Here is a 23,030-nt window from a genome sequence, read left to right on the forward strand (position 1 = left end):
AGCCGGACTATCCGGCCAATGACGCCCGATGCACCGCATCCGGCGTTTGCATTTTCAGCGACAGGTGTGGCCGCTCGCAGTTGTAGATGCGTACCGACTGCTCCACCATCCTTCTGGCCTGCCCCAGATCGGCGGGGCGCTGCAGCAAAAACTCGCTCTTCAAGATGCCGTTGACCCGCTCGGCCAGCGCGTTCTGGTAGCAGTCGTAGCCGTCCGTCATCGAGCAGATCACGCCATGGCGCTTGTGCAGGGCCTGGTAGTACGTCGAGCAGTACTGGATACCCCTGTCGGAGTGGTGCACCAACTGCCGATTGCTCTGTCGCCCCGAGAGCGCCATCTTCATGGCCTGCGCCACCTCTTCGGTCTGCAGGCTCTCATGCACGTGCCAGCCGACGATCTTCCTGGAGTGCGCATCCGTGACCAGGCTCAGATAGACGAACTTGCCGTGTGTGGGCAAGTAGGTGATGTCGGCTACCCAGACCTGTTCGCTGGCGCTGGCGCGAACCTGCTGTGGCCCGGCTTTGAGCAGGTTCGGATGACGCCTGAAGCGGTGATGACTGTCAGTCGTCTTGTGGTATGCCCGCCGGGGCGCCACCAGCAGCCTGGCATTGCGCAGGACGTCGAACATCGCATCGCGGCCCAGCGCTATTGCCTGGCGCTGCAGAGGCTCCTGCAGCAAGTGATGCAACTTGTGCGTGCCTATGCGTGGCTGGCGCATGCGCTGCTCGCGCACCAACTCCACCACCGTCTGCGCATTCGCCAGGCGATCGGCCTCGCGGCGTCTACCCTGGTAGTACGCCTGACGGCTGTGGCCCATATGCTGGCAAGCCCTCTTCACGCTCAACCCTGAGATGAGGTTTTGCGAGAGGACTTGCCCAAAGGCTTTTTTACGACGCGCACCCCGTAGTCCTTGCGCAGCACATCGATGACGGCTTCAAACAGCCCGGCCTTCTCCTGCGCCTGTTCGAGCTGCACCTGCAGCGCCTTGATCTGCTGCTCGGGCGTGGGCGGGCCTTTGGTCTTGTCTAGCGGCATGGTTGCAGATGATGCCGCAGGACTCCAACCCAGGCGGCCGTGCTTGCGCAGCCACACCAGTACCGTCGAGCGGCCCTGGATGCCGTAGCGCTGCTGCGCCTGTTTGTACGTGAGCTCGCCTTTTTCTACCTGCTGCACCACTGCCAATTTAAAGGCCAGCGTGTAGTCGCGCTGCGTGCGTTTGATGCCTGATTCCATGACACATGCCCTTTTTGAAAGGTCCTCGTGTCAACGCTATTCAGGACGGGTCAGGCCCACAAAAAAAGCCGCCCAGTGGGCGGCTTTTTGCTGGGCGGAGCGCGCCGGCTTACCAGCGTGCGCGCAGGCGGTCGTAGGCGTAGGTGCCAAACTGGCGCTGGGCCGATGGCGTGAGGTACACGCTATCGGCAAACACGAACGAGGTGGCATTGGCACCCGACAGCAGCGTGGACGACGTGCACAGGGCCGAATTGACCTGGCCCGCGCCGATACCGATACCGTTGTTCGCGTCCACCGACGTGCACACTGCAGCCGTGGAGTTGTTGAAGCCATAGTTGCCCGGCACGCTGGTATACAGGTTCACGTAGTAGGCCGAGTCCACGTACAGCACGTTGGCGCCCAGGTCCACGATGCCAACCAGCAGGCCTTCGTTGAAGCGGCTGCTGGCGTTGCTCAGCAGGGCTTCGCGGCCGATGGCCTTGGCCCAGGGGGTCTTGCTCAGGTCGTAGGTGCCGGTCACCACCACGTACTTGGCGCCCGCCGTCACCAGGCGGCGTACCTGGGCCGCGAGGTCCTCACCGGCCTTGCGGGCGGCGGCCACCATGGCGTCCTGGGTCAGGGTGCCTGCGTTCACAGCGGCCATGCCGGCGATCACGTCGCTGACACCGCCGCTCACCATCACCACGTCAGTGGCTGCAAAGCTGCCGCTGGCCAGGAAGGCGTCGATCTGTTCGGTGACGGTGCGGGTGCTGGCATTGCCGGTCGCATCGGGCTTGGCGCTGACGCGGGCATTGCCGGTGGCGTAGCTCAGGCCGCCTGCAGAGACCGGGGTGAGCGACTTGCCGTAGTTGGCCACCACCTGCAGGGTCCAGTTGTTGACGCTGCCGTCATTGACGGTGTAGCGCGAGCCGTTTTGCCCCACATCGTTCATGGCGTCGCCGAACGCAATGAAGCGTTGGGGCGTGATGGCCGATTCGGTGGTGCTGGAACCGCAGGCCGCGAGCAACGCGGCCGACGCACATGCGGCGACCATGAGGGTGCGGCGCATCCAATTTGCTGCCATGTATTTCTCCAGAAAAGTGGGGGGTAGTTTAACGACGCAAAGTCAACGGATGTAAAGCGGCGCCATCGCGCAGGTTCAGGCGGCGGATGCGCGCTGCAGGCGGTCGCGCACGCCTTCCCACTCGGGGCTGGCGGGCGGGGTCTCGATCCAGATCAGCTTCACGCCTTCGTCGTCAAAACTGCGCAGCACGGCGAACAGCTGCTGCGCCGTGGCCGCTGCGTCATCGGGCATGCGCCGCATGACCAGTTTGGACGACTGAGTGCGCAGTGCAGCGCGCGCATAGACCGCGATGTGAGCGGCATCGGCGCCCAGCATATCCAGGCTGGTCTGTAGCGCCTTGGCGTCCATCAGCCGCACCTTGGCGCTGGGCGCGTAATGGGCCTCGAGCGTGCCCGAGGCGCGGGGCGTGGCTGTGGGCAGGTCTTCCTTGGACAGGGGGGCGATGCCGCAGGCTGCTGCAATCTGCGCCCGGGTGATCGCGCCCGGCCGCAGCAGCACTGGCACACCACGCGTGCAGTCCACGATGGTGCTTTCAATGCCCACGTCGCAGGGCCCGCCGTCCAGCACCAGCAGGTCGTCGCCCAGCTCGTCCTGCACATGCTGGGCGGTGGTGGGGCTCACGCGGCCAAAACGGTTGGCGCTGGGGGCCGCCACGCCCCAGACGGGCGGGCCACCGGCTTCGTCGCCATCGCTGGGGGCCGCGCAGGCCAGCAGCAGGGCGTGGGCTACGGGGTGTGCGGGGCAGCGCAGCCCCACGCTGTCCTGCCCGCCGGTGGCGGCGGTGGCCACGCCGGGCAGGCGCGGCAGGATGAGCGTGAGCGGGCCGGGCCAGAAGGCATCGACCAGCTTTTGCGCAAAGTCGGGCACTCGGCTGGCGAAGTGCGCAATGCCCTCGGCATTGGCCACATGCACGATCAGCGGGTGGTCGCTGGGCCGCCCCTTGGCGGCAAAGATCTGCGCCACGGCGGTATCACTGCTGGCATCGGCCGCGAGGCCATACACCGTTTCGGTGGGCAGGCCGAGCAGGGCGCCGCTGCGCACCGCGCGTGCAGCGGCGGTGATGGCCTGGGGGTCGTTGCCGTCAAGGATCATGGAAACAACCTGGCTCAGAAGGGCTCGATGCCCAGCAGCGCTGCGGCCTGCAGGGCCGTGGCGCGAGCCGCCTCAGGGGAGGCGGCGGTGATGTTCAGGTGCCCCATCTTGCGGCCGCGCTTGGCGTCGCGCTTGCCATACAGGTGCAGATGGGTGCCGGGCAGGGCCAGTACCTGGGCCCAGGGCGGAGTCTGCGCCGCGTCGCCGTGGGCAAACCACAAGTCGCCCAGCAGGTTCAGCATGACGGCGGCGCTGTGCTGGCGTGGCTGCGTCAGCGGCAGGCGGGCCATGGTGCGCACCTGCAGCTCGAACTGCGACACGTCGCAGGCGTTCTGGCTGTAGTGGCCGCTGTTGTGCGGGCGTGGGGCAATCTCGTTGACCACGAGGCTGCCGTCCTGCAGCACAAAGAACTCCACGCACAGCACACCTACATATTGCAGCCCTTCCGCTACAGATTTCGCAGCAGCTACCGCTTGATCCACTAGCGCTTGCGGCAAATTTCCTTCATAAACCTCGGTCACGGCCAGGATGCCGTCGCGGTGCAGGTTGCGCTGCACGGGCAGGTGCACCATCGCCCCATCGGCACCGCGCGCCACGATGACGGAGCATTCCAGCTGCAGCGGCAGCATCTTCTCCAGCACGCAGGGCACCTTGCCGACAGACTCCCACGCGGCAGCCAGCTCGGCAGGCGCCTTCACGCGCACCTGGCCCTTGCCGTCGTAGCCCATGCGGGCCGTTTTCAGAATCCCTGGCAGCAGGTCGGGCGATACAGTCGCCAGTTGTTCTGCCGTTTCGATCACCGCATACGGTGCGCAAGGCACGCCGCAGGCCACAAAGTGCGCCTTCTCGCGTGCACGGTCTTGCGCCACAGACACGGCGCTGGCGGCGGGCGACACTGGGCGTTGCGTGGCCAGGGCGGCCAATGCAGCGGCGGGTACGTTCTCGAACTCGGTGGTCACCGCATCCGACAGGCGGGCCAGCTCGGCCAGGCCTTGCGGGTCTTCGTAGCCCGTCTGGATGTGGTGGTGGCTCACCAGCCCGGCGGGGCTGGTCGGATCGGCATCGAGCACGGCCGTGAAGTAGCCCATGGCCTGCGCCTGGTGCACGAACATGCGGCCCAGCTGGCCGCCACCCAGCACGCCCAGGGTCGCACCGGGGAGCAAAGGCTTCAGGTCACTGGCAGTCATGCGGCGGGTGGCAGGGTCATGTTGCGGGCCACTTCCGTCTGCTCGGCGCGGAAGGCTTCCAGGCGCTGGCGCAGGTCGGGGCTTTCGTTGGCCAGCAGGGCCACGGCAAACAGGGCCGCGTTGGCCGCACCGGCGGTGCCGATGGCAAACGTCGCCACGGGGATGCCCTTGGGCATTTGCACAATGCTGTGCAGCGAGTCCACACCCTGCAGGTGGCGGCTGGCCACGGGCACGCCCAGCACGGGCACAGGGGTCTTGGCAGCAATCATGCCGGGCAGGTGGGCGGCGCCGCCAGCCCCGGCGATGATGGCTTTCAGCCCCCGGCTAGCGGCGGCCTCGGCGTAGGCAAACATGTCATCGGGCATGCGATGGGCCGACACCACGCGGGCCTCGTGCGCGATGCCGAACTGTTCAAGGATTTGCACTGCATGCTGCATGGTGTCCCAGTCGCTGCTGGAACCCATGACCACGCCGATCTGGATGGGTTTCATGGTGTGGAAGGTGCTGGCGGGCAGGTTTTGTCTGCCCAGCCGCTGTAGGTGGAACCCGCGATTTTACTTTTTGCGCCCCCCTGGCGGGTGTGGGGCTGTTTCGATGGGACAAAATAGCGCGCAAACTGTTTGTTCCACAGGTTCTAAGCCCCACACCATCATGATTGACGTCACCGTAGAGAACTTTGAAGCCGAGGTGGTTGCCGCCTCGATGAATGTGCCCGTGCTGGTGGACTTTTGGGCGCCATGGTGTGGCCCTTGTAAGTCGCTGGGCCCGGTGCTGGAGAAGCTGGAGACGGAATACGCGGGCCGCTTCAAGCTCGCCAAGATCGACTCTGACCAGGAACAGCAGCTGGCGGGCATGTTCGGCATCCGCAGCATTCCCACCTGCGTGCTGCTGATGAACGGCCAGCCTGTAGACGGATTCATGGGCGCTCTGCCCGAAGGCCAGGTGCGCGCCTTCCTCGACAAGCACGTGCCGACCGCCGAAGAAATGGTGGCCGAGGCCGAGGAAGAAGAGGCGCAGGAAGCACTGGCAGAAGGCGACACCGGCACCGCGCTGGAGAAACTGCAGCATGCCGTCGTGACCGACCCCGCCAACGACGACGCGCGCTTTGACTACGTCAAGCTGCTGCTGCAGCTGGGGCGCGAGGACGATGCCAAGGTGGCGTTTGCGCCCGTGATCGCCAAGGCCGCCATGTCGCGCAAGCTGGGCGCCCTCAAGGTCTGGATGGATGCTCTGGATTTTGTAGCATCTGGCGCTTACGATGCAGCCGCTGAGGCCGGATTTGAGGCAAAAATCGCGGCTAACAAGCGGGATTTCGACACCCGCTATGCCCGCGCCCGCTGGCTCATCACCCAGCAGCGCTGGACCGACGCCATGGACGAGCTGCTCGAAATCCTCATGCGCGACAAGGCCTGGAGCGAAGAGATCGCGCGCAAGACCTATGTCGCCATCCTCGAACTGATCGAGGCCCCCAAGCCCAAGGTCGCCGAGGGTCAGATCCCGCCCGAAGACCCGGTGGTGGCCACGTACCGCCGACGGTTATCCAGTGTGGTGCTGAGCTGAGGGCCCATATCCCCAAAGAAAAAGGCCCGTGAAGGGCCTTTTTCTTGGGTGCATCGACGTGGGTGACGGCCCAACTCAGCTTGTCAGCCGCTCCAGCGCTTCGCGGTACTTGGCGGCTGTCTTCTCGATCACTGCCTGGGGTAGGCGGGGCGAGGGCGCTGTCTTGTCCCAGGGCTTGCCGTTGACCTGGGCCTGCTCCAGCCAGTCACGCACAAACTGCTTGTCGTAGCTGGGGGGGTTCTCGCCCTTGGCCAGGGCTTCGGCATAACCTTCCACCGGCCAGTAGCGGGAGCTGTCGGGCGTAAGCACTTCGTCCATCAGCACCAGCGTGCCGTCAGGGGCCAGGCCGAATTCAAATTTGGTGTCGGCAATGATCATGCCCTTGGCCAGGGCGATCTCGGCAGCCGCCTTGTAGATGGCAATGCTCAGGTCGCGGATGCGCGTGGCCAAGTCCAGGCCAATCATCTCCACCGTGCGCTCGAACGTGATGTTCTCGTCGTGCTCGCCCATGGCAGCCTTGGCGGCGGGCGTGTAGATGGGCTCGGGCAGCTTGGCGGCGTTGGTCAGGCCTTCGGGCAGGGGCACGCCGCAGACCGAGCGAGACTCCTGGTACTCCTTCCATCCGCTGCCGGCCAGGTAGCCGCGCACCACGGCTTCGACCGGGATGGGCTGCAGGCGCTTCACGAGCATCGAGCGGCCACGGATCTGGGGGGCTTCTTCGGGGCTCACCACGCTCTCGGGGGCGTCGCCGGTGAGGTGGTTGGGGCAGATGTGGCCGAGCTTGTCGAACCAGAACAGGGCCATCTGGGTGAGCAACTCGCCCTTGCCAGGAATGGGTTCGCCCATGATCACGTCGAAGGCCGACAGGCGGTCGCTGGCCACCATCAGGATGCGGTCGTCGCCCACGGCGTAGTTGTCGCGCACCTTGCCGCGTGCCAGCAGGGGCAGCGAAGTCAGGGCCGAAGTGTGCAGGGCGGTGGAGCTGGGCTGGATCATGGTGTCGGTGTGGGCGGTGGGTGTCCGCTGCGGGCAATCCGAAGAACGTGGGGGGAGGTGCATGCGGCAGGCAGGGCCTAGGCGCAGCCGATAGATTTTACGCGCCGGTCTGGGGCGCGGCGGTTTTCGTGGGCCCACACTGAGGAGTTGGTCACGCGCCCCACGCAGGCTTGCGGCACACTGGGCGGCCCTGAACCTGACCAGGCCTTAATGGCCGCTTGCTGTGTCTTCCTCTACCCCTAAGCTTTCTCCCCGCCGTGAACTGTGGTTGCTGCTGACGCTGGCCGGCATCCAGTTCACCCACATTCTGGACTTCATGATCATGATGCCGCTGGGCCCGCAGCTCACGCAGCTGTTTGCGATCACGGACGCGCAGTTTGGCTTGCTGGTGTCGGCCTACACGCTGTCGGCGGGGGCATCCGGCCTGCTGGCTTCGACCTACATCGACCGCTTTGGGCGCAAGCGGCTGCTGCTGGTGCTCTATGGCCTGTTTGGTCTGGCGACGCTGGCCTGTGGCCTTGCGCCTACATATGGCACGCTGATGGTGGCGCGCATTCTTGCGGGCACTTTTGGCGGCGTGCTGTCGGCTCTGTCGCAGACCATCGTGGCGGATGTGGTGCCCTTTGAGCGGCGCGGGCGTGCCATGGGCATCGTGATGACGTCGTTTTCCGTGTCCACGGTGGCGGGCGTCCCCTTGGGGCTGATTCTGGCGCAGTACGGGGGCTGGCACCTGCCGTTCATCGGCATTGCCGCCATGGTGGGGGTGTTGGCTGTGCAGGCGGCCCGCACGTTGCCGACCATGACGGGGCATGTTCAGGCCGCCAGCGGGCGGTCAGTGCTGGGCGGTATCCGGCAGGTGCTGGCGGATGGCAACCACCGGTGGGCGTTCCTGTTCTCGGCGTTGCTGATGTTTACGGGTTTTACCGTCATCCCTTACATCACCATCTACATGCAGACCAATGCCGGTGTGCGTGCCGATCAGGTGCCGCTGGTGTACCTGTGCGGCGGGGTGGTGACCTTGTTCACGGCGCGCCTGTTCGGACGCATGACCGACCGGCATGGCAAGGTGCCCACCTTCCGGTGGCTGGCCCTCGCGGGGCTGCCGTGCATTCTGGGCATCACGCTGGTACAGGGCTTGCCGCTGTGGGGCGTGTTGGTGGTGTCCACCCTGATGTTCACCTTTGTCAGTGGCCGCATGATCCCTGGCATGGCCATCATTGCCTCAGCGGCGCATGCGCCCTTGCGGGGAACCTTCATGACGCTGAACGCCTCGGTGCAATCGGCGGCGATGGGGGTGGCGTCTTTTGTGGGCGGGGTCCTCATCAGCCGCGATGCGCAGGGGCTGGTGCAGAACTACTGGGTGGCGGCGCTGGTGGGCATCAGTGCCAGCCTGCTGTCGATGCTGGTGGTGGGGCGTCTCACGCTGCATGGCGCGACGCCGTCGGCTCGGTGAAGAAGAAGGGGCTCGTGCTGACGTTGGCCAGCCCCTTCAATCCGCCCATTGTGCGCGCTTTTCGGGCGCTTGGCACCTTGCCGGGCATAACCCAGCGGCCTGCGGCGGTATGGGATTGCATTTCGGGGAGGGCGGGGGCATAGTGAACCCACGACGTCAACAAAAGATGCATCCAAGTTCGCCGAGCCGCTCCTCTGATCCAGGACGGCGTTTTTCCACCGAGAGCCACAGGAGACTTATTTATGAACTTGACGATCAGCGGTCACCACCTCGAAGTTACTCCCGCCTTGCGCAACTACGTCACCACCAAGCTGGACCGGATCACCCGCCATTTTGACCAAGTTGTCGATGTCAAGGTACTGCTGACGGTAGAGAAGCAAAAGGAAAAGGAAAAGAGACAGCGAGCGGAATGCAACATTCACGTCAAGGGCAGCGACCTGTTTGCCGAAAGCTCCCACGCCGACCTGTATGCGGCCGTCGACGAACTGGTCGACAAGATGGACCGTCAGGTCGTGCGCCACAAGGACCGTTTGCAAGACCATCACCACGAAGCCGCCAAGCGCGAACTGCACGCTTGATGCGCCAGCCCTGAGCCTGGCACAGCAGCCGCCCCTACCCGGGCGGTTTTTTTGTTGCCTGACGCGCCGTGCTCAGGGTTTTCGCCAATATGTGCATAATTGTTACCCTTGACCATGAACCGACTCGCCTCCATCCTGCCCTCCGCTCAAGTGCTTGTGAGCGTAGACGCCACCAGCAAGAAGCGTGCTTTTGAAGAAGCGGGTCTGCTGTTCGAGAGCCAGCACGGCCTCTCCCGGGCCCTGATCACCGACAGTCTGTTTGCTCGCGAACGCCTGGGCTCCACCGGGCTCGGCCATGGCGTGGCCATTCCCCACGGACGCATCAAGGGCCTCAAGGCGCCGATGGCGGCTGTGTTCCAGCTGCTCAACCCCATCGGATTCGATGCGCCGGACGAGCTGCCGGTGGGCCTGCTGATCTTTCTGCTGGTGCCCGAGGCGGCCACCCAGAAGCACCTGGAAATCCTGTCCGAAATCGCCGAGCTGCTCAGTGACTCGGCCTTGCGCGAGAAGCTCAAGGCCTGCACCGACGCCACGGAACTGCACGGCATGATTGCAGGCTGGCAGTCCACGCAGGCTGCCTGAGCCCTGGCACACACCTCCCCCACACCGCCTTTGCACTGACTGAACCGCCGTGAAGCCCAATGTTGTCAGTGCCGACGTCCTTTTCGAAGAATTCCGTGGCCTGCTGAAGTGGGAGTGGGTGGCGGGCCTGGGGGCCTCCGAGCGCCGCTTCGATGAAGTGGCCGTGCGCTCCGCGCGTTCCGGCGCCGACTTGGTCGGCTACCTCAACTACATCCACCCCTACCGGGTCCAGATCCTGGGCGAGCGCGAGATTGCGTACTTGAGCAACGCCTCCCCCGACGATTGCAAGCGCCGCATTGCCCGCATCGTGACGCTGGAACCACCGGTGCTCGTGCTGGCCGACAACCAGACCGCACCCGATGCGCTGGTATCGATGTGCGAGCGCGCGCAGATACCGATGTTCTCCACGCACGAGTCGTCGGCGTTTGTCATCGACGTGCTGCGCGCTTACCTGTCCAAGCACTTCGCCGACCGCACCACCATGCACGGCGTGTTCATGGACATTCTGGGTCTGGGCGTGATGATCACCGGCGAATCGGGCCTGGGCAAGAGCGAGCTGGGCCTGGAGCTTATCTCGCGCGGCAACGGCCTGGTGGCCGACGATGCGGTGGATCTGTTCCGCATCAACCAGACCACCATCGAGGGCAAGTGCCCCGAGTTGCTGCAGAACCTGCTGGAAGTGCGCGGCATCGGTCTGCTCGATATCCGTGCCATTTTTGGCGAGACGGCCGTGCGCCGCAAGATGCGCCTCAAGCTCATCGTGCACCTGGTGCGCAAGGAGACGCTGGAGCGCGACTACGAGCGTCTCCCCTACGAGCCGCTCACGCAGGACGTTTTGGGTGTGCCAGTGCTCAAGGTGGTGATCCAGGTGGTCGCCGGCCGCAACATCGCCGTGCTGGTCGAGGCCGCCGTGCGCAACACCATCCTGCAACTGCGCGGCATCGACACCTACCAAGAGTTTGTCGAACGCCATCGCCGCGCCATGGAGCGCGATACGGGCGGCTAGCGGCGCTCAGGCCGTCGAAACTGGCGCGGCCCATATCAGGGCTCCCGCGCAAGGGCCGCCCCGCCGCGCCGGGAGCGTCCCCCTTGGGGGGAAGACGCCGAAGGTGGCTCAGGGGGGAGTCATTTCTTAGCGCAGTCTGCGCACTGACCATACAGCGCCATGGTGTGGTCCTGCACCAGCCAGCCCTTGGCCTTGGCCACGGCATGCTGCCGCTTCTCGATCTCGGGGTCGTAAAACTCTTCCACCTTGCCACACGAAGTGCAGATGAAGTGGTCATGGTGCTGCCCTTCATTGAGCTCGTACACCGCCTTGCCGCTCTCGAAGTTGCTGCGGATCAGGATGCCGGCCTGCTCGAACTGCGTGAGCACCCGGTACACGGTGGCTAGGCCGATGTCCGACCGCTCTTCCAGCAGCACACGGAACACGTCTTCGGCCGTCATGTGGCGCTGCGCACCCTTCTGGAAAATCTCCAGAATCTTCAGGCGGGGCAGTGTGGCCTTGAGTCCCGTGCTTTTGAGTTCGTCGATATTGGTCATGGCTGGCTCTTTCGGGGGCAGGCAACCGGCCCAGGGGCTGGAGGGGCTGCCGCTACAATGGGACGATCATATCCTTTGGCCTTTTACCCATGCCCGTCCAAGCCCGTTACAGCGCCCGTCTGGGCCTGGTTGTGTTGATCGGTGCCAGCATGGCCGCCCTGACCGGTTGCGGCAGTCTGGATGGCGCCAGCAGCCGCATCGCCAACATCGTCAAACCCTACCGGGTGGACGTGGTGCAGGGCAATTTCGTGTCCCGCGAACAGGTCGAAGCCCTGCAGCCCGGCATGAGCCGCCAGCAGGTGCGCGAGATTCTCGGAACGCCGCTGGTCACCAGCCTGTTCCATGCAGACCGCTGGGAGTACGTGTTCACGCTCAAACGCCCCGGCGAAGAGGTCCAGACCCGCAAGCTGACCGTGTTCTTCAAGGGTGATGCCCTGGAGCGCTCCGAAGGCGATGAAATGCCGACCGAGACCGAATTCGTCGCCACCCTGGGGGCGCGCGACAACGCCAAGGGCAAGGTGCCGGTGCTGGAAGCCACGCCGGAGCAACTGGCCAAATACCCGGTCAAGGAGCGCCCCGCGCCCACAGCGGCCACGACCCCGGCATTGCCCGCCACCACCAGTTACCCGCCGCTCGAAGCGCCTGCGCGCTGACCCTTGCGGCCCTGGCAGTGAGCCCGGTGCGCTGGCTGCCCTTTCATTGAACAGGACCTTTTCATGACCGCGACTTCCTCGCCTGCGGCTCCCGCGGCATCTCCCCTTCGTGTAGCCGTTGCAGGGGCTTCAGGCCGCATGGGCCGCATGCTGATCGAAGCCATCCGCGCCAGCGACGACTGCGTGCTGGCCGGTGCGCTGGACGTCGCCGCCAGCCCCGCCGTCGGCTCTGACGCCACCGCCTTTCTGGGCTATGCCAGCGGCGTGGCCATCACGGCCGATGTGGCGGCAGGCCTCAAGAACGCCGAGGTGCTCATCGACTTCACCCGCCCCGAAGGCACGCTGGCCCACCTGGCCGTGTGCAGCCAGCTGGGCGTGAAGGCCGTCATCGGCACCACCGGCTTCACCGATGCGCAAAAGGCCGAACTCGACGCCTACGCACAGCGCACCGCCATCATGTTCTCGCCCAACATGAGCGTGGGCGTGAACGTCACGCTCAAGCTGCTGCAAATGGCCGCCAAGGCCATGGCCACGGGGTACGACATCGAAATCATCGAAGCCCACCACCGCCACAAGGTCGATGCACCCTCGGGCACTGCGCTCAAGATGGGCGAGGTGATTGCCGAAGCCCTGGGCCGCGACCTCAAGGACTGCGCCGTGTACGCCCGCGAAGGCGTGACGGGCGAGCGCGACCCTTCCAGCATCGGCTTTGCGGCCATCCGGGGCGGCGACATCGTGGGTGACCACACCGTGCTGTTTGCCGGCATCGGCGAGCGCATCGAGATCACGCACAAGTCCTCCAGCCGCGCCACGTATGCGCAGGGCGCCTTGCGCGCCGTGCGTTTCCTGGCGGCCCACAAGACTGGCATGTTCGACATGTTCGACGTGCTGGGCTTGCACTGATCTGCCGACTCCCATGGACGCGCTCCACTGGTGGCGCCAGGGCGATGCCGTGACGCAAAGCGCGGCACTGGTCTTGCTGGCCATGTCGGTGGCAAGCTGGGTGGTCATTGTGTGGAAGCTGCGGCTCATGCGCCGCGCCAGTGCCGACGTGGCCCGCTGCACGGCCGCGTTCTGGCAGGCGCCCTCGCTGGCCCTCGCGCAGCAACGTTTGCTGTCTTTTGACCGGGAAGCTCTAGTGCTTCCTTTGGTGGTTGCTGCAAATTTGATAGCGAATCACGACAGCATGGCCCAGCCCACGCTGGCCACGGCAGGCAGCCTGTCGCAGCGGCTCACGCGGGTGCTGCGCGATGCCCTGCACGATGTACTGGGGCGCCTGCAGTTTGGCCAGGTGCTGCTGGCCACGGTGGGTTCCACGGCGCCCTTCGTAGGGTTGCTGGGCACGGTGTGGGGCATCTACCATGCGCTCACGGCCATGGCAGGCGCGGGGCAGATCACCATTGACCGCGTCTCCGGTCCCGTGGGCGAGGCCCTGGTCATGACGGCGGCTGGGCTGGCCGTGGCGATCCCTGCCGTGCTGGCCTACAACGTTTTTGGCCGCTTGCTCGGTCGCATTGAGGCGGACCTGGAAGGGTTTGCGCGCGATCTGCGGGAGCTGGTCATTGACACCTCTGTCCCCGCCGATCCTCGGCCCTGAGCTTCACAAAGCTTGATCGCGCCATGGCCTTCGGAAGACTCGAACGCACCACCGGGCCGCAGCCCATGAGCGACATCAACATGACGCCGCTGGTGGACGTGATGCTGGTGCTGGTGGTGATCTTCATCCTCACGGCGCCGCTCCTGGCCAGCTCCATCCGGCTGGACCTGCCGCGCACCGAAGGCGCCACGCCCGGCACAGCGCCGCAATTCGTCACCCTGGTGGTCGATGCCTCGGGCCAGGCCTTTCTGGATGACCAACCCCTGTCGCAAACCGCGCTGGCCGAGCGCCTGCGCCGCATTGGCGCTGAGCGGCCCGACACCGAGGTGCAACTGCGCGCAGACGCTGCCGTGCCCTATGGCCGCGTGGTCGAAGTCATGGGCGCTGCCCATTTGGCCGGACTGCAGCGCATCGGATTTGTGGCCGAACCAGCGGCGAACGCGGTGTCGCCTGCGTCCCCCGCTCCGTCCCGCTGACGCGCCCGGACGGCTGGCCCGCCAGCCCCAGCCCCTGACCGCCTAAAATCCCTGCAGCGCGGCCCTGCGGCTGCACTCTTCTCTCACCCCCGAGCCCCCATGCAAGACAAATACTCTCCCCAAGACGTCGAACGCGCGGCGCACGACCACTGGACCGCCACCGACGCCTACCGCGTGACGGAAGACACGAGCAAGAAGAAGTTCTACGCCTGCTCCATGCTGCCCTACCCCAGCGGCAAGCTGCACATGGGCCACGTGCGCAACTACACCATCAACGACATGCTCACGCGCTATCTGCGCATGAACGGCTACAACGTGTTGATGCCCATGGGCTGGGACGCTTTCGGCCTGCCCGCCGAAAACGCGGCGCTCAAGAACGGTGTGCCCCCGGCCAAGTGGACGTACGAAAACATCGCGTACATGAAAAAGCAGATGCAGGCCATGGGCCTGGCCATCGACTGGAGCCGCGAAGTCGCCACCTGCGACCCTGAGTACTACAAGTGGAACCAATGGCTGTTTTTGAAGATGCTGGAAAAGGGCATCGCCTACCGCAAGACCCAGGTCGTGAACTGGGACCCGGTGGACCAGACCGTGCTGGCCAACGAGCAGGTGATTGACGGCAAGGGCTGGCGCACCGGTGCCGTGGTCGAGAAGCGCGAGATTCCTGGGTACTACCTCAAGATCACCGACTACGCCGAAGAGCTGCTGGGCTTTGTGACCGGCGACAAGCTGCCCGGCTGGCCCGAGCGCGTGAAGCTCATGCAGGAGAACTGGATCGGCAAGAGCGAAGGCGTGCGCTTTGCGTTCACGCACGACATCGCGGGCGCCGATGGCGCGCTGATCGGCGACGGCAAGATGTACGTGTTCACGACGCGCGCCGACACCATCATGGGCGTGACCTTCTGCGCCGTGGCGCCGGAGCACCCGCTGGCCGCGCACGCCGCCAAGAGCAACCCGGCGCTCGCAGCCTTCATCGAAGAGTGCAAGACCGGCGGCACCACCGAAGCCGAGTTGGCCACGCAAGAGAAGAAGGGCGTGCCCACGGGCCTGTACGTCACCCACCCGCTCACCGACGAAAAGGTGCAGGTCTGGGTCGGCAACTACGTGCTGATGGGCTACGGCGACGGCGCCGTGATGGGCGTGCCCGCGCACGACGAGCGCGACTTTGCGTTCGCCCTCAAGTACGGCATCGAGATCAAGCAGGTGGTGCTGGTGGACGGCGAGACGTTCAACTACCACCAGTGGCAGGACTGGTACGGCGACAAGCAGCGCGGCGTGACCATCAACTCCGACAGCTTCAGCGGCCTGTCGTACAAGGAAGCCGTCAACGCCGTGGCCCACGCGCTGGCGCAAAAGGGCCTGGGCGAGAAAAAGACCACTTGGCGCCTGCGCGACTGGGGTGTGAGCCGCCAGCGCTACTGGGGCACGCCGATCCCCATCATCCACTGCGACGAGCACGGTGCCGTGCCCGTGCCCGAAAAAGACCTGCCCGTGGTGCTGCCGCAAGACTGCATCCCCGACGGCTCGGGCAACCCGCTGCACAAGCACGAAGGCTTCCACGCCGGTGTGACCTGCCCCGTGTGCGGCAAGCCTGCGCGCCGCGAGACGGACACCATGGACACCTTCGTGGACAGCTCGTGGTACTTCATGCGGTATTGCGACCCCAAGAACGCCGACGCCATGGTGGCCGGCGGTGCGGATTACTGGATGCCGATGGACCAGTACATCGGCGGCATCGAGCACGCCATCCTGCACCTGCTGTACGCCCGCTTCTGGACCAAGGTCATGCGCGACCTGGGCCTGGTCAAGGTCGATGAGCCCTTCACCAAGCTGCTCACGCAAGGCATGGTGCTCAACCACATCTACAGCCGCCGCACCGCCAAGGGCGGCAAGGACTACTTCTGGCCGCACGACGTGGAGCATGTGCTCGACGAGGGCGGCAAGATCATCGGCGCCAAGCTCAAGAACGAAGCCACCAGCGGCGACGGCGTGCTGCCGGTGGGTACGCCCATCGACTACGAGGGCGTGGGCACCATGTCCAAGTCCAAGAACAACGGCGTGGACCCGCAGGACCTGATCGAGAAGTACGGCGCCGACACCGCCCGCCTGTACACCATGTTCACCGCCCCGCCCGAAGCCACGCTGGAGTGGAACGACGCGGCGGTGGAGGGCAGCTACCGCTTCCTGCGCCGCGTCTGGAACTTCGGTCTCAAGCTCTCGGCCATCGACCGCGACGCCGCCATGGCCAGCGTCGCGGGCGCCAGCAGCCTGCAGGACGTGCAATTTGGCAAAGAGGCCAAGGCCCTGCGCCTGGAGATCCACAACGTGCTCAAGCAGGTGGACTACGACTACCAGCGCATGCAGTACAACACCGTGGTCTCTGGCGCGATGAAGATGATCAACGCACTGGAAGACTTCAAGGCCATGGACTCTGCCGGTGCACAGGTGGCGCTGATCGAAGGCTTTGGCATTTTGCTGCGTTGCCTCTACCCCGCCACGCCCCACATCGCCCACAGCCTGTGGACGGGCCTGGGCTACGCCGGTGCGCTGGGCGACTTGCTGGATGCGCCCTGGCCGCAGGTGGATGCCGGCGCCCTGGTGCAGGACGAGATCGAGCTCATGCTGCAGGTCAACGGCAAGCTGCGCGGCTCCATCCACGTACCCGCCCAGGCCGACAAGGCCGAGATCGAACGCATTGCGCTGGCCAGCGAGGCCTTCGTGGCCCAGGCCGCCGGTGCGGCGCCGAAGCGCGTGATCGTGGTGCCGGGCCGTCTGGTGAACGTGGTGGTCTGACCCCATGAACAAACGCACCCTGCTCAGCCTGGCCCCGGTGGCCCTGTTGTCGGCCTGCGGATTCCGGCTGCGTGGCGTGCCGGAGTTCGGGTTTGGCTCACTCTACATCGTGGCCCCTGCCAGTTCGCCGCTGGCGCGGGAGCTGCAGCGCACGCTCGATGGGTCGGGCAGCCAGCTCAAGGTGCTGCGCGACCCGGCCAGCATGCCGACGGCAGAGGCCATTTTCGACCTGCTGCAGGAGCAGCAGGAGCGCGTGGTGGTGGGCCTCAACGCGTCGGGCCAGGTGCGCGAGCTGCAGCTGCGCCTGCGCATCAAGTTCCGCCTGCGCACGCCCACGGGCGTGGAGCTGATTCCCGACACTGAGCTGCTGCAGCAGCGCGACATCAGCTACAACGAAACCATTGCCCTGGCCAAGGAGGCCGAAGAAGCGCTGCTCTACCGCGACATGCGGACCGATCTGGTGCAGCAGCTCATGCGCCGTCTGGCCGCTGCCAAGCGCTAAGGGCTGCTCTGAGCGTCTGCGCGCTCAGGCGCTCAGCGTCGCCCCCTGTCCGTGCGAGGGCACGCGCATCAGCGTGCTCTTGCCAAACAGCGACTCCACCAGGTCCACCGCCAGCACGGCGGTGCGGTTGCGCACATCCAGCGCGGGGTTGAGCTCCACAATGTCCAGCGAGGCCAGGCGCCCGCTGTCGGCGATCATCTCCATGCACAGCTGCGCCTCGCGGTAGGTGGGGCCGCCGGGCACCGTGGTGCCCACGCCGGGGGCAATGTCGGGGTCCAGAAAGTCCACATCAAAGCTCACATGCAGGTGGGTGTGGGCGTCCAGCCCGGCCAGCGCCTGCTGCATGGTCTGGCGCATGCCTACCTCGTCGATGTAGCGCATGTCGAACACCTCCAGGCCCTGCTCGTGCACAAAGCGCTTTTCGCCTGCGTCCACGCTGCGGATGCCAATCTGCCGGATCTGTGACGGGTGCAGCGCCGGGCCGCCACCCGGCATGCGGGCCAGCCCGGTCAGCGCCTCGGGGCCAAACCCGCACAGACAGGCCACGGGCATGCCATGCACATTGCCGCTGGGCGTCAGGGCACTGGTGTTGAAGTCGGCATGGGCGTCCAGCCACAGTACACGCAGCTTCTTGCCCACCTCCGCGCAGTGGCGGGCCACGGCGCTGATGCTGCCCAGGCCCAGGCAGTGGTCACCCCCCAGCAGAATGGGCAGGTGGCCCAGCTGCAGCTCGGCATACACCGCGTCGAACACGCGCTGGTTCCACTCCACCACCTCGGGCAGGTGGCGGTAGCCGTCCACCGGCGGCTGCCACGGGTTGGCCGGGCCGCTGAGGTTGCCTCGGTCAAACACTTGCAGCCCGTGGGACTCCAGCGCTGCCTGCAGGCCCGCCACACGCAAGGCCTCGGGCCCCATGGAGGCGCCACGTGCACCTGCGCCGATGTCGGTAGGGGCGCCGATCAGGCTGGTGGGCTGGGCGCTGCGCAGGGCGGTGGGAGGCATGGCAATCTGACTTTCTGGGGTATGGCAGTGAGCGGGAAGGGCGCGGGCGCCCGGGGGAATTCTCCGGGCTTTGGGCGCCAATGAACAGCGCCTCAGCTGATCGGTTCGTGGCCTCCCTTGTGCACTGTGAGGGTATCCGCTGGCAATTTGCGCAATGCCGGGTCTGCCCAGGCGATAAACTTTGCCGCATGCAAGTCGCCCTGGCCCAACTCTCTCAGCATCTTCAACGGGGCCTGTCGCCGCTTTATGTTTTGCATGGCGACGAGCCTTTGCTGCAGCAGGAGGCGGCCGACGCCATCCGCGCCACGGCCCGCACCCAGGGCTACACCGAACGCAGCAGCTACACCGTGGCCGGTGCCCACTTTGATTGGAGCGCTGTGCTCGCCGCAGGCGGCAGCTTGAGCCTGTTTGCCGACAAGCAGATTGTCGAGATCCGCATCCCCTCGGGTAAGCCCGGCAAGGATGGCAGCGTGGCGCTGCAGCAGATCGCTGAATCGGCCCGGGGCAACGACAGCACGCTCACCATGGTCATGCTGCCGCGCCTCGATAAAGCCACCAAGACCGGCGCCTGGTTTGCTGCGCTGGAGGGCAACGGCGTCTCCATCCAGATCGACCCCATCGAGCGCGGCCAGCTCCCGCAGTGGATTGCCCAGCGCTTGGCCGCGCAGGGCCAGCGCGTGGTGGCGGGCGAAGAAGGCCAGCGCACCCTGCAGTTCTTTGCCGACCGCGTGGAAGGCAACCTGCTGGCCGCGCACCAGGAGATTCAAAAGCTCGCCCTGCTGCACCCGGCGGGTGAATTGACGCAAGCCCAGGTCGAAGCCGCTGTGCTCAACGTGGCGCGCTACGACGTGTTCAAGCTGTCCGAATCGGTGCTGGCCGGGCAGACGGCCCGCGTGCAGCGCATGCTCGATGGCCTGCAGGCCGAGGGCGAGGCCGAGGTGCTGGTGCACTGGGCGCTGGCCGAAGACATCCGCGCCTTGAAGCGTGTGAAAGACGCCATGAACGCCGGCCGCCCCCTGCCCATGGCCCTGCGCGAGAACCGCATCTGGGGCCCCAAGGAGCGGCTGTTTGAACGCATCCTGCCCAAGGCCAGCGACGCCGCTCTGGCGCGCCTGCTGCAGTCGGCGCACACGGTGGACGGCATCGTCAAAGGCCTCAAGCAGCCCGACTGGCCGCAAGACGGCTGGCAGGCCCTGCAGCGGCTGGCGTTGCAACTGTGCCGCCTGACCAGCGCGGCCCGGTGATGGCGGCCGCTGCGGCATCCCTGCCTTTGCGCCTGCCCCACGACGACGCCACCAACGGCTGGTCCGCCATCCTGCCCCCGCGCACACCACGCGCTGCGCTGCAGGGTGATGTGGCAGCCGACTGGCTGGTGCTGGGCGCGGGCTTTGCGGGCCTGGCCGCTGCGCGCCGCTTGGCCGAACTGCGCCCGCACGCCCACATCGTGGTGGTGGACGCAGGCACCGTGGGCAACAACGCCTCGGGCCGCAACTCGGGCTTTGCCATCGATGTGCCCCACAACATTGGCAGCTCGCTCGAAGAACTGCGCCAGGCCGCGCACTACCAGGCCTTGCTCACAGCGGGCATGAACGACCTGGAGGGGCTGGTGGCGCAGCACCGCATCGACTGCCAGTGGCGCCGCGCAGGCAAGTACCACTGCGCCGTATCGCCCGCCGCCGAGCGCACGCTGCAGCACCATGTGGATGAGCTGCGCGCCCTGGGTGCGCCGCACGAGCTGCTGGACCGCAACGCCCTGGCTGCACGCCTGGGCACCCGCCACTTTGCCGCCGGGCTCTACACGCCGGGCACCGTGCTGCTCAACCCCGCCGCGCTGTGCCGGGGCCTGGCCGATGCGCTGCCCGCCAATGTCTCCTTGCAAGAGCAAACGCCGGTGCAACGGCTGGATTTGTCGGGCGGCAAGGTCGTGGCCCACACCCCACAGGGCTGCGTGCGTGCGCCGCAGTTGCTGCTGGCGGCCAATGGCTTTGCGCAGCAGCTGGGCTTGTTCGGCAGCGCCTGGGGGGCGGAGACGTTTCCGCTAGTCACCTTTGGCTCGCTCACCGCGCCGCTCACGCCCGAGCAGCGCAGCCGCCTGGGCGCGCCCGAGGGCTGGGGCGTGACGCCTGCGAGTGCTGTGACCGGGGCCACGCTGCGCTACACGGACGACCACCGCATTCTGGTGCGCCAGGGCTTTGAATATGCGCCGCATTTCCGCGTCAGCCCTGCCGTGCGCGAGCGGGTGCGGCGTGAGCATGCTGCCGTGTTTGCGGCGCGTTTTCCGCAGCTGGGTGATGTGGCGCTGGAGCATTTCTGGGAAGGCTCCATCGCCATCACCCGCAATGGCGCACCGCGCTGGGGTCGGCTGGCCCCGCAGGTGCATGGGGTCGCCGGGTGCAATGGGGCGGGGGTGGTGAAGTTCACCGCGCTGGGGGCGTTGGCGGCGGATTTGGCGCTGGGGCAGGACCATCCGTTGTTGGCGCATGCCTTGGCCTTGGGCGGGCCGACGCGCATGCCGCCGCAGCCGTTCATGGGGCTGGGGGTGCGGGCTTATATTGCGCGGGAGAAGTGGTTGGGGCGGGCGGAGGTTTGAGTGTTTCTGGCGTCTAGCGCTTTGTGGACTTGCGCTAGTAGCTATGAAATTTGGAGTTAGTGCCTTGGCCTAGGGCAGGAGCCGGGTTATCGCCCCGGCGGGCGACTCACTTTCTTTTGCTTCGCCAAAAGAAAGTAAGCAAAGAAAAGGCGACCCCCAGTCTGCGACCCCCACGCGCTGCGTGGGGGCAAACCTGCAGCGGTGCGGCTGCGGGGTGCGCCGTGGAACTCGCTTTGCGCTGCGCGCGCCGCTCGGACAGCCACGGCGAGCCAGTTCACGAAGCATGGGCGCTTCGACGCCCATGCCACCTCCCAGCCGCCCCGCCGCAGGCGCAGCCAGCAGGGGGGCCGAACATCCAAACAGCCAACAGCCCTTCGGGCCATCGCTGCGCTCGGCCCTCGGGCGTGTCAGCGGGCGTTCAATGTGCCTTGTGCTTTTTCAGCCCACATCGTCAAGTTCGCCACCAGGTCCTTCTGGCTGAACGAGCAGCTTTCTTCCGAAAACAGCGCGCTCGATTCCAGTCGGTCCAGCAGGTTCAGCAGCACCTCGCTGTAGCGCGGGGGCAGGGCGGCGAGCAGGGTGGTTTGCTGGCGGGTCAGGGTGCTGAGGGTGGCGGCGGTGTGGTCGCCGCGTTCAAAGGCTTGCAGGGCCTGGGTGAAGGTGGTGAGCTGGGTGTGGGCGGTGTCGGTCATGGCGTAGCCGGGCGGATCAATGGTGGGTGACAGGCCCGAGGGTAAAGCAGCCATGGGCCCGCGCCCACCGGGCCGATACCAAGTGCGGCAAAATCGCAGGATGAACGCCCTCAACGTCGCTGAATACACGCACTCTCTCGGTCTCCAGGCAAAAACGGCCTCTGCGCTGATGGCCAAAGCGCCAGCAGCTATCAAAAACAAAGCGCTCAAGGCGCTGGCCCGGTTGCTGCGCGAGAACGTGGCTGCCCTGCAGGTCGACAACGCCAAAGACCTGGAGCGCGCCGTGGCCAATGGGCTGGCGGGCCCGATGGTGGACCGGCTCAAGCTCACCCCCAAGGTGCTGGAGACTTGCGCCGAGGGTTGTGAACAGCTGGCCGCCATGCCCGACATCATTGGCGAGATCCTCGGCATGAAGCAGCAGCCCAGCGGCATTCGCGTGGGCCAGATGCGGGTGCCGATTGGCGTGTTCGGCATGATTTACGAGAGCCGTCCCAACGTGACCATCGAGGCCGCGTCGTTGTCGATCAAGAGCGGCAATGCCTGCATTCTGCGCGGCGGCTCCGAGGCGATTGATTCGAACAAGGCACTGGCCAAGCTGGTGCAGCAGGCGCTGGCCGAGGCGGGGCTGCCCCAAGACGCGGTGCAACTGGTGCAGACCACCGACCGCGAGGCCGTGGGCCAGCTCATCACCATGCCGCAGTTTGTGGACGTGATCATCCCGCGTGGCGGCAAGGGCCTGATCGAACGCATCAGCCGCGATGCCAAGGTGCCCGTCATCAAGCATTTGGACGGCAACTGCCACACCTATGTGGACGACCCCTGCGACATCGCCATGGCCGTGAAGGTGGCCGACAACGCCAAGACCAACAAGTACAGCCCCTGCAATGCGAGCGAAGGCCTGCTGGTGGCGCGCGGCGTGGCGGCAGAGTTCTTGCCCCAAATCGGCGCGGTGTATGCCGCCAAGGGCGTGGAGATGCGCGGCTGCCCCGAATCGCTGGCCATCTTGCAGTCAGTGCCAGGTGCGCACCTAGTGCCCGCCACCGAGCAGGACTGGAGCGAGGAGTACTTGGCTCCGATCATCAGCGTGAAGGTGGTGGCGGACGTGGACGAAGCCATCGCCCACATCAACCGCTACAGCAGCCACCACACCGACGCCATCCTGACGCGCGACCACATGCATGCCCAGCAGTTCCTGCGCGAGGTGGATTCGGCCAGCGTGATGGTGAACGCGAGCACGCGGTTTGCCGACGGCTTCGAGTACGGACTGGGCGCCGAAATCGGCATCAGCACCGACAAGTTCCACGCGCGCGGCCCGGTGGGCATTGAAGGCCTCACTTCGCTCAAGTACGTGGTGCTGGGCGAGGGCGAGGTGCGGGCCTGATGTGCTCCTGAAACCATAGCTGCTGGCGCATGTTCGATTAGCGCTTGCAGCCAATTTC

At 65.9% G+C, this 23,030-nt stretch carries 23 protein-coding genes; 14 read left to right on the forward strand and 9 right to left on the reverse strand.

Features of this window, described 5'->3' with window-relative positions:
• Nucleotides 1-7 precede the first annotated feature (7 nt).
• From DNK89_RS15980 to purE, 5 genes are all read right to left on the reverse strand, one after another.
• A protein-coding gene (locus tag DNK89_RS15980) for an IS3 family transposase (protein WP_203422292.1) occupies nucleotides 8-1,233 on the reverse strand; the annotation gives its coding sequence in 2 pieces (ribosomal slippage) (nucleotides 8-889 and nucleotides 892-1,233; 1,224 coding nt in all).
• A 109-nt stretch (nucleotides 1,234-1,342) separates the two neighbouring features.
• A complete protein-coding gene (locus tag DNK89_RS15985; protein ID WP_110960888.1) occupies nucleotides 1,343-2,296 on the reverse strand; it encodes an SGNH/GDSL hydrolase family protein in 954 nt (317 codons plus the stop codon).
• A 75-nt stretch (nucleotides 2,297-2,371) separates the two neighbouring features.
• Entirely contained in the window at nucleotides 2,372-3,388 is a 1,017-nt protein-coding gene (locus tag DNK89_RS15990) for an L-threonylcarbamoyladenylate synthase (RefSeq protein WP_110960889.1), read from the reverse strand.
• A 14-nt stretch (nucleotides 3,389-3,402) separates the two neighbouring features.
• Nucleotides 3,403-4,575 (reverse strand): 5-(carboxyamino)imidazole ribonucleotide synthase, encoded by a 1,173-nt coding sequence (locus DNK89_RS15995; RefSeq protein WP_110960890.1) that lies wholly within the window; start codon nucleotides 4,573-4,575, stop codon nucleotides 3,403-3,405.
• The gene (gene purE / locus DNK89_RS16000) at nucleotides 4,572-5,066 is read right to left on the reverse strand and encodes a 5-(carboxyamino)imidazole ribonucleotide mutase (protein WP_056643723.1); all 495 of its coding nucleotides are present in this window, start codon (nucleotides 5,064-5,066) and stop codon (nucleotides 4,572-4,574) included. The genes DNK89_RS15995 and purE overlap by 4 nt, the downstream gene beginning before the upstream one ends.
• 160 nt (nucleotides 5,067-5,226) lie before the next feature.
• Between purE and trxA the strand changes: the two genes are divergently transcribed.
• On the forward strand, nucleotides 5,227-6,135 hold the full coding sequence (trxA, locus tag DNK89_RS16005; RefSeq protein WP_110960891.1) for a thioredoxin: 909 nt from the start codon (nucleotides 5,227-5,229) through the stop codon (nucleotides 6,133-6,135).
• 75 nt (nucleotides 6,136-6,210) lie between these two features.
• Here the strand turns inward: trxA and DNK89_RS16010 are convergent, their stop codons facing one another.
• Nucleotides 6,211-7,131 (reverse strand): phosphoribosylaminoimidazolesuccinocarboxamide synthase, encoded by a 921-nt coding sequence (locus tag DNK89_RS16010; protein ID WP_110960892.1) that lies wholly within the window; start codon nucleotides 7,129-7,131, stop codon nucleotides 6,211-6,213.
• 223 nt (nucleotides 7,132-7,354) lie between these two features.
• On the opposite strand from DNK89_RS16010, the gene DNK89_RS16015 reads away from it, so the two are divergent.
• The 4 genes from DNK89_RS16015 (at nucleotide 7,355) to hprK (ending at nucleotide 10,750) form a co-directional block, all read left to right on the forward strand.
• Nucleotides 7,355-8,584, forward strand: coding sequence for an MFS transporter (locus DNK89_RS16015; RefSeq protein ID WP_110960893.1), 1,230 nt, complete (start codon nucleotides 7,355-7,357; stop codon nucleotides 8,582-8,584).
• 242 nt (nucleotides 8,585-8,826) lie between these two features.
• Nucleotides 8,827-9,162 carry a ribosome hibernation-promoting factor, HPF/YfiA family gene (gene hpf, locus DNK89_RS16020; protein WP_015016131.1) on the forward strand — a complete coding sequence of 112 codons (336 nt, stop codon included), beginning with the start codon at nucleotides 8,827-8,829 and terminating at the stop codon, nucleotides 9,160-9,162.
• Nucleotides 9,163-9,276: 114 nt separating this feature from the next.
• On the forward strand, nucleotides 9,277-9,744 hold the full coding sequence (locus DNK89_RS16025) for a PTS sugar transporter subunit IIA (protein ID WP_015016130.1): 468 nt from the start codon (nucleotides 9,277-9,279) through the stop codon (nucleotides 9,742-9,744).
• Between the two features lie 49 nt (nucleotides 9,745-9,793).
• Nucleotides 9,794-10,750, forward strand: a complete 957-nt coding sequence (hprK, locus tag DNK89_RS16030) for an HPr(Ser) kinase/phosphatase (RefSeq protein ID WP_015016129.1) — start codon at nucleotides 9,794-9,796, stop codon at nucleotides 10,748-10,750.
• 119 nt (nucleotides 10,751-10,869) lie between these two features.
• Here hprK and fur read toward each other — a convergent pair whose 3' ends face one another.
• On the reverse strand, nucleotides 10,870-11,286 hold the full coding sequence (gene fur, locus DNK89_RS16035; protein WP_056068069.1) for a ferric iron uptake transcriptional regulator: 417 nt from the start codon (nucleotides 11,284-11,286) through the stop codon (nucleotides 10,870-10,872).
• A gap of 89 nt (nucleotides 11,287-11,375) precedes the next feature.
• Between fur and DNK89_RS16040 the strand changes: the two genes are divergently transcribed.
• The 6 genes from DNK89_RS16040 to lptE all read left to right on the forward strand — a co-directional run bounded on the left by DNK89_RS16040 (nucleotide 11,376) and on the right by lptE (nucleotide 17,307).
• Nucleotides 11,376-11,939, forward strand: coding sequence for an outer membrane protein assembly factor BamE (locus tag DNK89_RS16040; protein WP_110960894.1), 564 nt, complete (start codon nucleotides 11,376-11,378; stop codon nucleotides 11,937-11,939).
• 63 nt (nucleotides 11,940-12,002) lie between these two features.
• Nucleotides 12,003-12,842 carry a 4-hydroxy-tetrahydrodipicolinate reductase gene (dapB, locus tag DNK89_RS16045; protein ID WP_110960895.1) on the forward strand — a complete coding sequence of 280 codons (840 nt, stop codon included), beginning with the start codon at nucleotides 12,003-12,005 and terminating at the stop codon, nucleotides 12,840-12,842.
• A gap of 13 nt (nucleotides 12,843-12,855) precedes the next feature.
• Entirely contained in the window at nucleotides 12,856-13,536 is a 681-nt protein-coding gene (locus DNK89_RS16050) for a MotA/TolQ/ExbB proton channel family protein (protein ID WP_110960896.1), read from the forward strand.
• Between the two features lie 23 nt (nucleotides 13,537-13,559).
• On the forward strand, nucleotides 13,560-14,012 hold the full coding sequence (locus DNK89_RS16055) for a biopolymer transporter ExbD (RefSeq protein WP_110960897.1): 453 nt from the start codon (nucleotides 13,560-13,562) through the stop codon (nucleotides 14,010-14,012).
• Nucleotides 14,013-14,111: 99 nt separating this feature from the next.
• Nucleotides 14,112-16,805, forward strand: coding sequence for a leucine--tRNA ligase (leuS, locus tag DNK89_RS16060; protein WP_110960898.1), 2,694 nt, complete (start codon nucleotides 14,112-14,114; stop codon nucleotides 16,803-16,805).
• Between the two features lie 4 nt (nucleotides 16,806-16,809).
• Nucleotides 16,810-17,307, forward strand: coding sequence for an LPS assembly lipoprotein LptE (gene lptE / locus DNK89_RS16065; protein WP_015016122.1), 498 nt, complete (start codon nucleotides 16,810-16,812; stop codon nucleotides 17,305-17,307).
• 24 nt (nucleotides 17,308-17,331) lie between these two features.
• Here lptE and rocF read toward each other — a convergent pair whose 3' ends face one another.
• Nucleotides 17,332-18,309, reverse strand: a complete 978-nt coding sequence (gene rocF / locus DNK89_RS16070; RefSeq protein ID WP_110960899.1) for an arginase — start codon at nucleotides 18,307-18,309, stop codon at nucleotides 17,332-17,334.
• A gap of 188 nt (nucleotides 18,310-18,497) precedes the next feature.
• Between rocF and holA the strand changes: the two genes are divergently transcribed.
• Both holA and DNK89_RS16080 read left to right on the forward strand, forming a co-directional pair.
• On the forward strand, nucleotides 18,498-19,553 hold the full coding sequence (gene holA, locus DNK89_RS16075) for a DNA polymerase III subunit delta (RefSeq protein ID WP_110960900.1): 1,056 nt from the start codon (nucleotides 18,498-18,500) through the stop codon (nucleotides 19,551-19,553).
• Nucleotides 19,526-20,899: an FAD-binding oxidoreductase gene (locus DNK89_RS16080; protein WP_238990832.1), complete on the forward strand. Its 1,374-nt coding sequence runs from the start codon at nucleotides 19,526-19,528 to the stop codon at nucleotides 20,897-20,899. The genes holA and DNK89_RS16080 overlap by 28 nt, the downstream gene beginning before the upstream one ends.
• 407 nt (nucleotides 20,900-21,306) lie before the next feature.
• Here the strand turns inward: DNK89_RS16080 and DNK89_RS16085 are convergent, their stop codons facing one another.
• A complete protein-coding gene (locus tag DNK89_RS16085; protein ID WP_110960902.1) occupies nucleotides 21,307-21,645 on the reverse strand; it encodes a hypothetical protein in 339 nt (112 codons plus the stop codon).
• Nucleotides 21,646-21,691: 46 nt separating this feature from the next.
• Between DNK89_RS16085 and DNK89_RS16090 the strand changes: the two genes are divergently transcribed.
• The gene (locus DNK89_RS16090) at nucleotides 21,692-22,972 is read left to right on the forward strand and encodes a glutamate-5-semialdehyde dehydrogenase (protein ID WP_110960903.1); all 1,281 of its coding nucleotides are present in this window, start codon (nucleotides 21,692-21,694) and stop codon (nucleotides 22,970-22,972) included.
• The last annotated feature ends 58 nt before the right edge of the window (nucleotides 22,973-23,030 follow it).

Origin of the sequence: Acidovorax sp. ST3 (assembly GCF_003231145.1) — a bacterium.
GTDB lineage: Bacteria > Pseudomonadota > Gammaproteobacteria > Burkholderiales > Burkholderiaceae_C > Acidovorax.